Annotated in this window: 13 protein-coding genes; 5 read left to right on the plus strand and 8 right to left on the minus strand. The window is 66.8% G+C overall.

Annotated features, from left to right (window positions below; all coding sequences use genetic code 11):
- Positions 1 to 87: 87 nt before the first annotated feature.
- From INQ48_16325 to INQ48_16360, 8 genes are all read right to left on the minus strand, one after another.
- Complete coding sequence (locus tag INQ48_16325) at positions 88 to 783, minus strand: ABC transporter ATP-binding protein (protein QRF55001.1); 696 nt, start codon at positions 781 to 783, stop codon at positions 88 to 90.
- A 1-nt stretch (position 784) separates the two neighbouring features.
- Positions 785 to 1561 carry an ABC transporter ATP-binding protein gene (locus INQ48_16330; GenBank protein ID QRF55002.1) on the minus strand — a complete coding sequence of 259 codons (777 nt, stop codon included), beginning with the start codon at positions 1559 to 1561 and terminating at the stop codon, positions 785 to 787.
- Positions 1562 to 1564: 3 nt separating this feature from the next.
- Positions 1565 to 2875, minus strand: coding sequence for a branched-chain amino acid ABC transporter permease (locus INQ48_16335; GenBank protein QRF55003.1), 1311 nt, complete (start codon positions 2873 to 2875; stop codon positions 1565 to 1567).
- Positions 2876 to 2879: 4 nt separating this feature from the next.
- Positions 2880 to 3833: a branched-chain amino acid ABC transporter permease gene (locus INQ48_16340; GenBank protein QRF55004.1), complete on the minus strand. Its 954-nt coding sequence runs from the start codon at positions 3831 to 3833 to the stop codon at positions 2880 to 2882.
- 78 nt (positions 3834 to 3911) lie between these two features.
- Complete coding sequence (locus INQ48_16345; GenBank protein ID QRF55005.1) at positions 3912 to 5144, minus strand: branched-chain amino acid ABC transporter substrate-binding protein; 1233 nt, start codon at positions 5142 to 5144, stop codon at positions 3912 to 3914.
- 200 nt (positions 5145 to 5344) lie between these two features.
- A complete protein-coding gene (locus INQ48_16350; GenBank protein ID QRF55006.1) occupies positions 5345 to 6574 on the minus strand; it encodes a branched-chain amino acid ABC transporter substrate-binding protein in 1230 nt (409 codons plus the stop codon).
- A gap of 150 nt (positions 6575 to 6724) precedes the next feature.
- Positions 6725 to 8353: a fatty-acid--CoA ligase gene (locus INQ48_16355; GenBank protein ID QRF55007.1), complete on the minus strand. Its 1629-nt coding sequence runs from the start codon at positions 8351 to 8353 to the stop codon at positions 6725 to 6727.
- A gap of 202 nt (positions 8354 to 8555) precedes the next feature.
- The gene (locus INQ48_16360; GenBank protein ID QRF60761.1) at positions 8556 to 10355 is read right to left on the minus strand and encodes a carboxylesterase family protein; all 1800 of its coding nucleotides are present in this window, start codon (positions 10353 to 10355) and stop codon (positions 8556 to 8558) included.
- 201 nt (positions 10356 to 10556) lie between these two features.
- Here INQ48_16360 and INQ48_16365 point away from each other — a divergent pair, with 201 nt between their 5' ends.
- The 5 genes from INQ48_16365 to INQ48_16385 are packed head-to-tail and all read left to right on the plus strand — an operon-like array spanning position 10557 to position 14469.
- A complete protein-coding gene (locus INQ48_16365; GenBank protein ID QRF60762.1) occupies positions 10557 to 11612 on the plus strand; it encodes an AraC family transcriptional regulator in 1056 nt (351 codons plus the stop codon).
- Positions 11613 to 11656: 44 nt separating this feature from the next.
- Positions 11657 to 13180 (plus strand): YdiU family protein, encoded by a 1524-nt coding sequence (locus INQ48_16370; GenBank protein ID QRF55008.1) that lies wholly within the window; start codon positions 11657 to 11659, stop codon positions 13178 to 13180.
- On the plus strand, positions 13177 to 13590 hold the full coding sequence (gene msrB / locus INQ48_16375; protein QRF55009.1) for a peptide-methionine (R)-S-oxide reductase MsrB: 414 nt from the start codon (positions 13177 to 13179) through the stop codon (positions 13588 to 13590). The genes INQ48_16370 and msrB overlap by 4 nt, the downstream gene beginning before the upstream one ends.
- A gap of 46 nt (positions 13591 to 13636) precedes the next feature.
- Positions 13637 to 14182: a septation protein A gene (locus tag INQ48_16380; protein QRF55010.1), complete on the plus strand. Its 546-nt coding sequence runs from the start codon at positions 13637 to 13639 to the stop codon at positions 14180 to 14182.
- Between the two features lie 2 nt (positions 14183 to 14184).
- Positions 14185 to 14469, plus strand: a complete 285-nt coding sequence (locus tag INQ48_16385) for a BolA family transcriptional regulator (protein ID QRF55011.1) — start codon at positions 14185 to 14187, stop codon at positions 14467 to 14469.
- Position 14470 lies beyond the last annotated feature (1 nt).

A 14470-nucleotide genomic window follows, 5' to 3' on the forward strand; every position in this document is an offset into this window, starting at 1 on the left:
CCCAAACAAGTATTTGGCTGCTCTTTCGCGTCCTTCGCGTGATCTTCGCGTCCTCTGCGTCCGGAGGTCCGTTTTCGAAAGCCTAGTCTAGACCTCGAGCCATTCCTTGCGCGTCGCCCCGTCCGCGCGCAGGCTCGCGGGCGTGCCGTCGAACACGATGCTGCCGTGACCCATGACGAGCGCGCGGTCGGAGATCGCCATCGCGATGGTGAGCTTCTGCTCGATCAGCAGCACCGAGATGCCCTTGTCCTTGAGCGTGCGCAGGTACTGGCCCACGAGCTCGACGATCTTCGGCGCCAGGCCCTCGGTGGGCTCGTCGATGATGATCAGGTCGGGGTCGCCCATCAGCGTGCGGCACAGCGTGAGCATTTGCTGCTCGCCGCCCGAGAGCACGCCGGCCTCGGTGTGCTGGCGCTCCTTGAGGCGCGGGAACATGCCGTACATGTCGTCGAACTGCCAGCGGCTGCCCTTGCCCGAGCCCTTCTGCCCCAAGAGCAGGTTCTGGTGCACCGTGAGCTTGGGGAAGATGTCGCGGTTCTCGGGCACGTAGCCGATGCCCAGGTGGGCGATCTCGTAGGCCTTCTTGCGCAGGATGTCCTGCTCCTTCCAGCGCAGCGTGCCCTCGGCATGCACCAGGCCCATGATGGCCTTGGCGGTGGTCGAGCGGCCCGAGCCGTTGCGGCCCAGCAGCGCGACGATCTCGCCGGGCTGCACGTCGAAGGAGACGCCATGCAGCACATGGCTCTTGCCGTAGTAGGCGTGGATGTCGTGAAGCTTCAGCATCTTAGTGTCCCGCCCCTTGCGCATCGGCGACCGACGAACCGAGATAGGCTTCCTGCACGCGCGCATTGGCGCGCACGGCCGCCGGCGTGTCGAAGGCGATCACCTCGCCATAGACCACCACCGCGATCTTGTCGGCCAGGCCGAACACCACGCCCATGTCGTGCTCCACCGTGAGCAGGGTCTTGCCCGTGGTCACGTGCTTGATCAGCGCGATGAAGTGCGAGGTCTCGGTCTTGCTCATGCCGGCCGTGGGTTCGTCCAGCAGGATCACGCTGGCGCCGCCGGCGATGGTCACGCCGATCTCGAGCGCGCGCTGCTCGGCATAGGTGAGGTTCACCGCATGCACGTCGCGCTTGCGTTCCAGGCCGATCTGGCGGATCAGTTCCTCGGTGCGCGCATTCGCGTCGTCGAGGTTCGAGAGGAAGCGCAGGAAGGTGTACTTGTAGCCGAGGCTCCAGAGCACGCCGCAGCGCAGGTTCTCGAACACGCTGAGCTTGGGGAAGATGTTCGTGATCTGAAAGCTGCGCGCGAGGCCCAGCCGGTTGATCTCGTAGGGCTTCCTGCCGTCGATGCGCTGCCCGTTGAGCAGCACCTCGCCGCTGGTGGGCGCGAGCCGGCCGCTGATCAGGTTGAACAGCGTGGACTTGCCCGCGCCGTTCGGCCCGATGACGGCCACGCGCTCGCCGGCCTTCACCGCGAGGTCCACGCCGCGAATGATCTCGGTCTTGCCGAAGTTCTTTCGCAGCGCCTTGAGTTCCAGTGCGTATTCAGCGCTCATGTGTTACGCCGCCTCCCGACGCTTGATTTCCGTTTCGATCTCTTCCTGCGCCTGGCCCCAGACCCGCACGAAGCGGCGCCGCGCGACCTCGAGCGCGCCCAGGCCGATGGCCAGGATCGCGACCGCGCCGAGCCAGCTGCCCATGCCCGCGGTGTCGAGCGAGACGCCGAAGAAGTTCAGCCGCGAGCCCATCGCCGCGTTGAGCTGGATGTGGTAGATCATCTCGATCAGCGCGGCCGCGCCGATCACCACCGGCACCAGCGCCGCGGCGAGCGCGAGGTAGAGCCACCAGAAGCGGTCGAACTTGCCGAACTTGGCCACGCGCAGGTTCATCATGATCAGGCTCGCGATGCCGCCCGGGGCGAACATCACCATGAACACGAACACCAGCCCGAAGTACAGCTGCCAGGCCTTCGAGAGCTCCGACAGCAGGATCGAGGCGAACACCAGCAGCACCGCGCCGATCATCGGGCCGAAGAAGAACACCGCGCCGCCGAGGAAGGTAAACAGCAGGTAGCCGCCCGAGCGCACCGCGTTGAGGCTGTCGGCCGCGTTCACGATCTCGAAGTTGATCGAGGCCAGGCCGCCGCCGATGCCGGCGAAGAAGCCCGCGATGATGAACGCGAAGTAGCGCACGCGCTGCGTGTTGTAGCCGATGAATTCCACGCGCTCGGGGTTGTCGCGCACCGCGTTGAGCATGCGGCCCAGCGGCGTGCCGGTGAAGGCGAACATCAGCGCGGTGCACACGAAGCAGTAGAACGCGATCAGGTAGTACACCTGGATCTGCGGCCCGAAGGTCATGCCGAGGAAGGGCGTGCCGTAGACGCGGTCGGTGGTGATGCCGCCCTCGCCGCCGAAGAAGCTCGGGAACATCAGCGCCATGGCCGCCACCAGTTCGCCGATGCCCAGCGTGATCATCGCGAAGGTGGTGCCCGACTTCTTCGTGGTGACGAAGCCCAGCAGGATCGCGAAGAACATGCCGGCCAGTCCGCCCACGAGCGGGATCAGCACCAGCGGCACCGGCACCGCGCCCTTGCTCGCGAGGTTCATCGTGTGGATCGCGATGAACGAGCCCAGGCCGACGTAGACGGCATGGCCGAAGCTCAGCATGCCGCCCTGCCCCAGCAGGATGTTGTAGCTCAGGCAGATGACGATGAGGTAGCCCATCTGCGACAGCATGGTCAGCGCCAGGCTGCTCTTGAACAAGTGCGGCGCGACGATCAGGGCGATGGCGAACAGCGCCCAGATCAGGTAGCGGCCGATGTTCCAGGGCTTGAAGCGGTAGTAGCGCGAGGCTTGCGTGGTCGATGTCATGGCGTCAGTCCTCCCGGGTGCCGAGCAGACCCTTGGGCCTGAAGATCAGGATGAGGACCAGGAACAGGTACGGCAGGATCGGTGCGACCTGCGAGATGGTGAGCTTGAGCAGCTCGTAGCCGAAGGTCTGGTCGCTGACCGCGACGCCCAGCGCCTGCAGTCCGCCCGCCAACGACTGGTCCATGGCGACCGCGAAGGTCTGGATCACGCCGATCAGCAGCGAGGCCAGGAAGGCGCCGGCCAGCGAGCCCATGCCGCCGACCACCACCACCACGAAGATGATGGAGCCGACCGAGCCCGCCATCGCCGGCTCGGTGACGTAGGTGTTGCCGCCCACCACGCCCGCGAGACCCGCGAGCGCGGCGCCGCCGCCGAACACCAGCATGAACACGCGCGGCACGTTGTGGCCCAGCGCCTCGACCATGTCGGGATGCTTGAGCGCGGCCTGGATCACGAGGCCGATGCGCGTGCGCGTGAGCAGCAGCCACACCGACACCAGCATCAGCACCGCCACCAGCATGATGAAGGAGCGCGACTTGGGGAACTGGGTGCCGTAGAGCGAGAACAGCGGGCCCTGCAACTGCGCCGGCAGGCCGTAGGGCACGGTCGAGCGCCCCCACACCAGCTGCACCAGCTCGAGGATCAGGTAGGAAAGACCGAAGGTCACGAGCAGCTCGGGCACGTGGCCGAACTTGTGCACGCGCCGCAGGCAGTAACGCTCGAAGCCCGCGCCCAGCGCGCCCACGAGCAGCGGCGCGAGGAACAGCGCCGGCCAGAAGCCGATGATGTTCGACAGCGTGTAGGCGATGTACGCGCCCAGCATGTAGAAGCTGGCGTGCGCGAAATTGAGCACGCCCATCATGCTGAAGATCAGCGTGAGGCCGGAGCTCAGCATGAACAACAGCAGGCCGTAGCTCACGCCGTTGAGCAGCGAGATGACGAAGAATTCGACGTTCATCGGTCTTTCGGATCACATGAAAAAGAAAAAGGCCCGAGTGTTGAAGTCGGGCCTCGACCGTTCAGGGGCGTCCCGCGTTCAGGAGGGCCGCTTCATCTGGCACGTGGTGGGCGTGCTCGCCACGTAGGCTTCGTAGTACTTGACCGGGGCCAGCGTGTAGCCGGTGTTCTCCGGGCTGTACGGGTTCTTGGCGTCGGCCTTCTGCCAGCGCGTGATCCACAGGCCCTGCTGCAGCTGGTGGTCGGCCTTGCGCATCTCGACGTCGCCGTTGAAGCTCTTGAACTTCATGCCCTCGAGCGCCGCGGCCACCTTCACCGGCTCGGTCGACTTGGTGCGCACGAAGGCTTCGCTGAGCATCGCGTAGACGGTGTAGATGTCGGTGGTGTAGAGGTCGTCGTTGAAGCGCTTCTTGAACTCGCCCATCAGCGGCTGGACCGGGCCCGGCGCGTTGTAGTGGCTGTAGCCGACCTGGTAGACCTTGCCGTCCGAGGCCGCGCCCATGGCGGTCGGCGTGCCGTTGGTGACGGCGTAGTAGGTGTAGAACTTGACGTTGAGGCCCGCGTCGTTGGCCGACTTGATCAGGAGCGCGAGGTCGGAGCCCCAGTTGCCGGTGATCACGGTGTCGGCGCCCGAGGCCTTGATCTTGGCGATGTAGGGCGCGAAGTCGCGCACCTGGGCCAGCGGATGCAGGTCGTCGCCGACGACTTCGACGTCGGGGCGCTTGGTCTTGAGGTTTTCCTTCGCGAACTTCGAGACCTGCTGGCCGTGCGAGTAGTTCTGGTTGATCAGATAGACCTTCTTGATCTCGGGCTGGTCCTTCATGAAGGTGGTCAGCGCCTCCATCTTCATCGAGGTGTCGGCATCGAGGCGGAAGTGCCAGTAGCTGCACTTGCTGTTGGTCAGGTCGGGATCGACCGCCGCGTAGTTGATGTAGAGCACTTCCTTGCCCGGGTTGCGGGCGTTGTGCTTCTCGAGCGCGTCGATGATCGCGAGCGCCGGGCCCGAGCCGTTGCCCTGCACCACGTAGCGCGCGCCCTGGTCCATGGCCGAGCGCAGCGCGGCGGTGGTTTCCTGCGGGCTGAGCTTGTTGTCGATGCCGATGACCTCGAACTTCACGCCGGCCGCGTTCTTCTTGTTGAATTCCTCGGCGAGGAACTGGAAGGTCTTGAGCTGGTTCGTGCCGACCGCGGCCATCAGGCCCGACAGCGGGTCGAGCCATGCGATCTTGACGGTTTCACCCTTCTGGGCCAGGGCGCCGGCGGCGCTTGCGGCAAGGATGGCTGCGGTAGCGATTTTCAGAGTGAACTTCACGATCTATATCTCCTGGTCAAACCGAATCAAAAAAGCCTTGCACGAGCGTACAAGCGTTCCCTGCCCCTCCCCTCAGGGATTGCCCGTAAGGGGAGTGCCGGGAAGCCCGGTTTCTATCGCGCAGGCGACAGCGCATTTCTCCAATTTCTACCCGTCGGTAGGCTTTGCTACCTCCGGGTAGGAAATGCGCATGAACACCCTCAGGGGCGCTTCATCTGGCAGGTCGTCGGCGTGCTCGCCACGTACGACTCGTAGTACTTCACGGGAACGTTGGTGTAGCCGGTGTTCTCGGCGTCGTAGGGGTACTTGGCGCTGGCCTTCTCCCAGCGCGCGATGTACAGGCCCTGCTGCAGCTGGTGGTCGGTCTTGCGCATCTCGACCTCGCCGTTGAAGCTCTTGAACTTCATGCCCTCGAGCGCGGCCGCGACCTTGACCGGGTCGGTCGATCTGGTCTGGACGAAGGCGTTGTCGAGCAGCGCGAAGGCATGGAAGATCGACGCCTGCGTGAGGTCGTCGTTCATCTTCTTCTTGAACTCGCCGAGCAGCCGCTGGATGTCGCCGCCCATGTTGTAGTGGGCATAGGCCACGGTGTAGACCTTGCCCGCGGAGGCCGAGCCCATGGCGGTGGGCGTGCCGGCGCCGGGCGCGTAGTAGGTCAGGAACTTGACGTCGAGGCCCGCGTCGTTGGCGGCCTTGATCAGCAGCGACAGGTCGGAGCCCCAGTTGCCGGTGATCACGGTGTCGGCGCCCGAGGCCTTGATCTTGGCGATGTAGGGCGAGAAGTCGCGCACCTGGGCCAGCGGATGCAGGTCGTCGCCGACGATCTGGATGTCGGGCCGCTTGTTCTTGAGGTTCTCCTTGGCGTACTTGCTGACCTGCACGCCGTGCGCGTAGTTCTGGCCGAGGATGTAGACCTTCTTGATGTCCGTCTGGTCCTTCATCCAGGTGGTCAGCGCCTCCATCTTCATCGAGGTGTCGGCGTCGAGGCGGAAATGCCAGTAGCTGCACTTGCTGTTGGTCAGGTCGGGATCGACCGCCGCGTAGTTCAGGTACAGCAGTTCCTTGCCCGGGTTGCGCGCGTTGTTCTTCTCGATCGCATCGATGATCGCGAGCGCCGGGCCCGAGCCGTTGCCCTGCAGGATGTAGCGCGCGCCCTGGTCCTGCGCCGAGCGCAGCGCAGCCGTGGTTTCCTGCGGGCTGAGCTTGTTGTCGATGCCGATGATCTCGAACTTCACGCCCGAGGCGTTCTTCTTGTTGAACTCCTCGGCCAGGAACTGGGTGGTCTTGAGCTGGTTCGTGCCCACCGCGGCCATCAGACCCGACAGCGGATCGAGCCAGGCGATCTTGACGGTCTCGCCCTTCTGGGCGAAGGACGCGCCGGCACCGGCCAGCAGGGCGCACACGGCGATGGACTTGAGGGCAAAACGCATGAGGAGTCTCCAGGTTGTAGGGCCGCCCGATCGGCTGCCTCGGCAGCGTACAAGCGCGCTTTTTTCGGTCGCACAGGGATTGCCCGCAAGCCGGGCCGCGGCGGTGGCCGTGCTATCGCCTAGGCGACACGGCCAGCGCCGCGAACCGCGTCAGAGGCCGGGCAGCTTGTAGTCCTTGAGCTGCTCGCGCAGCCGGGTCTTGAGGATCTTTCCGGTGGCGCCCAGCGGAATCGCCTCGACGAACACCACGTCGTCGGGGATCTGCCACTTGGCGGTCTTGCCCTCGTAGAACTTCAGCAGTTCCTCGCGCGTGACCTCGGCGCCGGGCTTCTTCACCACCGCGACGATCGGGCGCTCGTCCCACTTCGGGTGGTAGACGCCGATGCAGGCCGCCATGGCGATGGCCGGATGCGCGACCGCGATGTTCTCGATGTCGATCGAGCTGATCCATTCGCCGCCGGACTTGATCACGTCCTTGCTGCGGTCGGTGATCTGCAGGTAGCCATCGGCATCGATGGTGGCGACGTCGCCGGTGGGGAACCAGCCGTCGATCAGCGGATCACCGCCCTCGCCCTTGAAGTATTCCTTGACGATCCACGGGCCCTTGACCAGCAGGTCGCCGTAGGCCTTGCCGTCCCACGGCAGTTCCTTGTTCTCGCCGTCGACGATCTTCAGGTCGACGCCGAAGATCGCGCGGCCCTGCTTGAGGCGCACCGTGAGCTGCTCCTCGGGCGACTGCTTCAGGTGCTTGTTCTTGAGCGTGCACAGCGTGCCCAGCGGGCTCATCTCGGTCATGCCCCAGGCATGCAGCACCTCGACGTCGTAGAGATCCTGGAAGGCCTTGATCATGGCCGGCGGGCAGGCGGAGCCGCCGATCACGGTGCGGTTGAGCGTGCTGAACTTCAGGCCGTTGGTCTGCATGTGGCCCAGCATCATCTGCCACACGGTGGGCACGCCGGCCGCGAAGGTCACGCCCTCGCCTTCGATCAGTTCGTAGACCGACTTGCCGTCGAGCGCCGGGCCCGGGAACACCAGCTTGCAGCCCACGAGCGCGGCCGAGTACGGAATGCCCCAGGCGTTGACGTGGAACATCGGCACCACGGGCAGCACCGAGTCGCGCGCCGAGATGCGCATCACGTCGGGCAGCGCGGCCGCATAGGCATGCAGCATGGTCGAGCGGTGGCTGTAGAGCGCGGCCTTGGGGTTGCCCGTGGTGCCGCTCGTGTAGCACATGCTCGAGGCCGAGTTCTCGTCGAACACCGGCCATTGATAGTCGGTGGACTGGCCGCCGACCCAGTCCTCGTAGCTCACGAGGTTGGGCACGCCGCTGTCGACCGGCAGCTTGTCGGGCCCGCACAGCGCCACCCACTTGCGGATGGTCGGGCACTTGGCGTGCACGGCCTGCACCAGCGGCAGGAAGGTCAGGTCGAAGCACAGGATCTGGTCTTCGGCATGGTTCGCGATCCATGCGATCTGGTCGGGATGCAGGCGCGGATTGATGGTGTGCAGCACGCGGCCGCTGCCGCTCACGCCGTAATAGAGCTCGAGGTGGCGGTAGCCGTTCCAGGCCAGGGTCGCGATGCGATCGCTGAACAGCAGTTGCTCGCCGTCCAGCGCATTGGCCACCTGCCGGGAACGCGATGCGATGTCGCTCCAGGTACAGCGGTGGATGTCGCCTTCGACCCGGCGCGAAACGATCTCGCCATCGCCGTTGTGGCGCTCGACGAACTCGATCAGCGACGAGATCAAAAGCGGTCGGTCTTGCATCAAACCCAGCATCTACAGGCTCCTTCTTTCAACAAAATTCAGCGGTTTCAGGACTAGCGCGATTCACGCAATTTATGTGCGTTCGCACAATGACAGAAACCCGCACTTCGCGGACACCGATCTGTCGTCCAGACGACAGCCGGCGCCCGCCGGAGCATGCAGGCGCCGTGGCGGCGTTGGCCGCCATGAGGGTGTCCGCCGCCAGTGCACCGTCTCAGGGCGCGCTGTTCTGCAGCTGCGTCTTGCTCGCGTCGAACACGATCTTGCGCGGCCAGTTGGGCCAGGTCACGCCCAGGCCCGCGTGGTTCGGATCGCCGGTGCGCGCGAACGCCGACAGGCTGCCCACCATCGCATCCGACAACGCCTCGCGGCCCGGCCGGTTCGCCTCGCCATAGGCGAAGGAGAAGATGTTGGTGCCGAAGTTGTGGAACATGAACACCGTGTCGAGCCCGTGCGTCGCGCCATAGACGGTGTTGAACGGCGCCACCTGCTGGCTCCAGTCGAAGCGGTAGTACCAGGTCCTGGTGGGCAGGTACTTGGCGACCGCGTCGATCTGCGGCGGCAAGGCGTTGAGGAAGACCACGTTGGTCGCGAAATCCGATGCGGCCTTCCAGCCGGTCAGCGGCTTACCTACCGGCAGGTAGGGTGCGTTGATCAGGTCGGCTTCGGTGAGCGTGGTCGGCACGTCGGGATTGAAGTTGTACTGCAGGCCGAAGCGCTCGTAGTCGGTGGGCTTGAAGCCCAGGCCCTGCCCCGTGAAGGTGCCGAAGGTGTTGGCGAACAGCGTGCCTTCGTCGCGCGTGTTGCCGATCAGCATCGGCACCTTGTTGAAGCGGCCTGCGGCCACCTCGGCGGCCGAGTTCACCGGCAGGACGGTGCCGTCCTCGATCGGCGCGGGCGCGTTGCCCAGCAGCGGGTTCGCGAGCACGATGGTCAGCAGCTTGTCGGCCGGCAGTCCGCGCAGGTAGGTCGCGATCTGCGCGTTGGTCTGCGAGGCGATCCAGGCATCGGCCGCAACCGGATCGGCCGCCTTGCCGTCGGCGATCGCGATGGCGTTGAGCAGCTTCTTCGAATAGGTCTGCGCGGTGGCGCGCGGCGAGAACGCAATCCCGCCACTCAACGGCACCGCCTTGTGCAGCAGGCCGGCCGACGCCGGCGAGACCACCAGGCCCCAGGTGTTGACCGCGCCCGCCGACTGTCCCATCACCGTGACGTTGCCCGCGTCGCCGCCGAAGGCGCCGATGTTGGCCTGGATGAACTTCAGCGCCTGCATCTGGTCGAGCAGCGCGAAGTTGCCCGAGTCGTTCTTCGCCTCGCCGGTCTTGAGCTGCGGCAGGTCGAGCCAGCCGAGCACGCCGAGGCGGTAGTTGATCGTCACGACGACGGCATTGCCGCGCCTGGCGAGCTGGGCACCGTCGTAGCCAGGGTCGGCGGTGTAGCCCGAGATGTTGCTGCCGCCGTAGATGTAGACGATTACGGGCAGCTTGGCGGTGTCGCCGGCCGGGCGCCAGATGTTGAGCGTGAGGCAGTCCTCGTCGCCCACCGGCTTGCCGAAGCCCTCGCGGTTGCCGAGGCCGAACGGCGCGTCGCCGGGCGCGGGGCTGAAGTAGCGCCCGCCCTGGGCGCAGCTGTGGCCGAAGCTGGCGGCGGAGCGCACGCCTTCCCAGGCCTTGGGATCGGCGGGCGGCGCCCAGCGCAGCGCGCCGACGGGCGCCTGGGCGAAAGGCACGCCCTTCCAGGAGAAGGTGCCGGTGGCGGCGCTGTCGTCCACGCCCTCGATCTTGCCGGCGGTGGTCTGGCGCACCATCGGGCCGTCGGCGGCCGGCGGGGGCGCGGGCGGCGGCGGGGGTGCCGGTGGTGGCGGCGCCACCGGGAAGAATCCGCTCGATCCGGAGCCGCCGCCGCCGCAGGCCACCAGCGCCATGCAGGCGGCCGCGATCGCGGCCATGGCGATGGCCGAGGCCACCTTCGTCTTCTGTCCTGCCGTACCCTGGCTTTTTGCTGCCGTTGCCATTGCTTGCATGTGTTTGTCTCCACACCGGGTTAATCGGAATTCCTGCATCGGTGTCCGACAGCCATACTCCGGCCCGCCGAACCCGAAAAAAATTCTAGGAACGGGTGCCGTTTCCACCGCTATCGCAAGCGAGCCAATCGAATGACTTCAGGAGCCTCCAACCCGCGCCACGCGCGCCGGCCCGCGCGCCGTCCGGGCTGCATGCCGCAGCCCGAGCTGCGCACGAGCTCGTCGGCCTGGCTCGAAGGGGTGCTGAGGATGTTCGAGGCCGAGGGCCTGGACGTGCCCTCGCTGCTGCGCGACGCCGGCTTCGACCCCGAATCGCTGCTGCGGCAGAACGCGCGCATCCCGGTCGACGAGGTCACCGTGCTGTGGCAGCTGGCCGTGGCGCGCGCGGGCCGACCCACGCTGGGCCTGCACCGCGGCCTGGCCGCCACCCACAGCAAGCTCGGCACCGTCGCCCACGTCATGGCCTGCTGCGTCGATCTCGGCGAGGCGATGGACCGGCTCGCGCGCTACATGCCCGTGATCTCCGATGCCACCGCGTTCTCGGTGCAGCCCGAGGCACGCGGCCGCTGGATGGTGATGCAGCACACGGGCGGCAGCCTGCCGATCCCGCGCCAGCGCGTCGAGTACGCCCTGCTCACCATGCTGATGCAGTGCCGCTGGCTGATCCGGCGCGAGATGGAGCCGCTGGCGATCGAGTTCGCCTATCCGCCCCCCGACGACGACCGGCCGCACCGCGAGGCCTTCGGCTGCGAGGTGCGCTTCGGCGCCCCGGCCAACCGCATGCTGCTGTCGGCCGCCAACCTGGCGATGACGCTGCCGACCAGCCACCCCGAGCTCGGCGAGATGCAGGAGCACCTGCTCGACGACCAGCTCGACCAGCTGGGCCAGACCACCACCAGCACCCTGGTCTGCGCCGAGATCGCGCGCCGCCTGCCGCACGGCGAGCCGCGCCGTCAGGACGTGGCCGCGGGCCTGGGCCTGGCCGAGCGCACGCTGCAGCGCCGGCTGCAGGAGGAGTCGGTGTCGTTCCAGGCGCTGCTCGATCGCACCCGGCGCGAACTGGCGCAGCAGTACCTGGCGCAGGAGCGCCACACGCTGACCGACGTGGCCGACCTGCTGGGCTTCGTCGACAGCAGCAACTTCTTCCGCGCCTGCAAGCGCTGGTTCGGCCTGCCGCCGGCGCAGTACCGCACGCGGCTGTGGCAGGGCGAAGGCGCCAACCTGCCCCTGCTGCGCGCCGCGGCCTGACCGCCCTCGGCCTGGGGTCTCGCGCTCTGCCGGACAATCGGGCCATGACGCCCACGAGCCCGCTTGCCGAAGAAACCCGCACCGACGCCACCGCCGCCCGGCCCGAGAACGCCGACCTGGGCCTGGAATGGGTCGAAGGCTTCGCGGCGCTGGGCCCGCGCTTCTTCACCGAACTGCGCCCCACCCCGCTGAGTTCGCCCACGCCGTCCTACTGGGTCGGCCACAGCGAGCAGGTCGCGCGCGAGCTGGGCCTGCCCGCGGACTGGCGCAACGACGCGCTGCTCGAGGCCCTGAGCGGCAACATCCCGCTCGCGGGCGCGCGGCCGCTGGCCAGCGTCTACAGCGGCCACCAGTTCGGCGTCTGGGCCGGCCAGCTCGGCGACGGGCGCGCGATCCTGCTCGGCGAGACCGCGGGCGGCCTCGAGATCCAGCTCAAGGGCGCGGGCCGCACGCCCTATTCGCGCATGGGCGACGGCCGCGCGGTGCTGCGCTCGAGCATCCGCGAGTTCCTCTGCAGCGAAGCCATGCATGGCCTGGGCATCCCGACCACGCGCGCGCTGTGCGTGACCGGCTCCGACGCGCGCGTGCGCCGCGAGGAGATCGAGACCGCCGCGGTGGTCACGCGGGTGGCGACCAGCTTCATCCGCTTCGGCCATTTCGAGCATTTCGCGGCCAACCAGCAACACGATGAACTGCGCGCGCTGGCCGACTACGTGATCGACCGCTACTACCCGGCCTGCCGCCACAACGAGCGCTTCGGCGGCAACCCCTACGCGGCGCTGCTCGAGGCCGTGAGCGAGCGCACCGCCACCCTGCTGGCCCACTGGCAGGCGGTGGGCTTCTGCCATGGCGTGATGAACACCGACAACATGAGCATCCTCGGGCTCACCATCGACTACGGGCCGTTCCAGTTCCTCGACGGCTTCGATCCGCGCCACATCTGCAACCACAGCGACACCGGCGGGCGCTATGCCTTCAACCAGCAGCCCAACGTGGCGTACTGGAACCTGTTCTGCCTCGGCCAGGCGCTGCTGCCGCTGATCGAGGACCAGGAGCTCGCGCTGGCCGCGCTCGAGTCGTACAAGACCGCCTTCCCGAACGCCTTCGAGAACCGCATGCGCGCCAAGCTCGGCCTCGCCGACGCGGCCGACGGCGACCGCGCGCTGATCGAGGACGCGCTCAAGCTGCTGGCGGCCGAGAAGACCGACTACACCATCTTCTGGCGCCGGCTCGCGCAGTACTGCGTCGACGGCAACATCGAGCCGGTGCGCGAGCTGTTCATCGACCGCGCCGGCTTCGACGCCTGGCTGCTATCGTTTCTGGAGCGCCACACCCATACACCGCGCGAGCAGGCGGCCGAATTGATGCTGCGCAGCAATCCGAAGTACGTGCTGCGGAACCACCTGGGCCAGCAGGCCATCGAAGCGGCTGGTCGGCGCGACTTCTCGGGCGTGGCCACCTTGCTCGGCCTTTTGGAATCCCCATTTGAAGAACATCCCGGCGCCGATGCGTATGCCGGGTTCCCGCCCGACTGGGCTTCCACGATCGAAATCAGCTGCTCATCATGAACACACCCGTCCAGAAAACCGATGCCGAATGGAAAGCGCTGCTCGCCGAAAAAGGCGCCGAGCCGGCGGCCTTCGAGGTGACCCGCCACGCGGCGACCGAGCGCCCCTTCACGGGCAAGTACGAAGCCCACTGGGACGACGGCACCTACCACTGCGTCTGCTGCGGCGCCAAGCTGTTCGAGTCGGCCACCAAGTTCGACGCCGGCTGCGGCTGGCCCAGCTTCTCGCAGGAAGCCGTGCCGGGCGCGATCCGCAACATCGTCGACCGCTCGCACGGCATGGTGCGCACCGAGAATGTCTGCGCCAATTGCGGCGCGCACCTGGGCCACGTCTTCCCCGACGGACCGACCGAGACCGGCCTGCGCTACTGCATGAACTCGGCCTCGCTGGATTTCCAGAAGAAGCCCTGAACGGCGACCTCCCCCTTTCCCTCCGGCCCCCTCGCCATCCGACTGCATGAAACTGATCCTCGACTTCTTCCCGATCCTGCTGTTCTTCGGGGCCTACAAGCTCGCCGACATCTACACCGCCACCGGCGTGCTGATGGCCGCCACGGTGGTGCAGATGGCGATCATCTATGCGATGGAACGCAAGCTGCAGGCGATGCAGAAGGCCACGCTGGTGCTGATCCTGCTGTTCGGCACGCTCACGCTGGTGCTGCACGACGACCGCTTCATCAAGTGGAAGCCGACCGTGCTCTACGGCGCGATGGCGGTGGCGCTGGCCGTGGCCCTGTGGGCCTTCCGCAAGAACTTCCTGAAGATGCTGCTGGGCTCGCAGCTCGAGCTGCCCGACCGCATCTGGATGCGGCTGAACATCGCGTGGATCGGCTACTGCCTGTTCATGGCCGCCATCAACGGCTACGTCGCGGCCTACTTCACGACCGAGGCCTGGGTCAACTTCAAGCTCTGGGGCTATGCGTTCCCGATCGTGTTCCTGGTGGCGCAGGGCCTGTACATCTCGCCGCACCTCAAGAGCGGCGACGACAAGCCGGCGGCCTGAGCATGAACGGCACCACCGCTTCGCATCCGCTGCCGACCGTGGCGGCCCTCGAGGCCGCGCTGCGCGCCGCGCTGCGGCCGACGGCGCTCGAGGTCATCGACGAGAGCGCCGCGCACGCGGGCCACGCGGGGGCCAATGCCGAGGGATTCGGCACCCATTTCCGGGTGCGCATCGCCTCCCCGCTGTTCGAGGGAAAGCCACGCGTGGCGCGTCATCGGCTTGTGTATGATGCCCTCCAACTTTTCATCGCACAGGGTCTGCACGCCATCGCCATCGAGGTGCTCTGAG

Source organism: Variovorax paradoxus (assembly GCA_016806145.1).
GTDB lineage: Bacteria > Pseudomonadota > Gammaproteobacteria > Burkholderiales > Burkholderiaceae_C > Variovorax.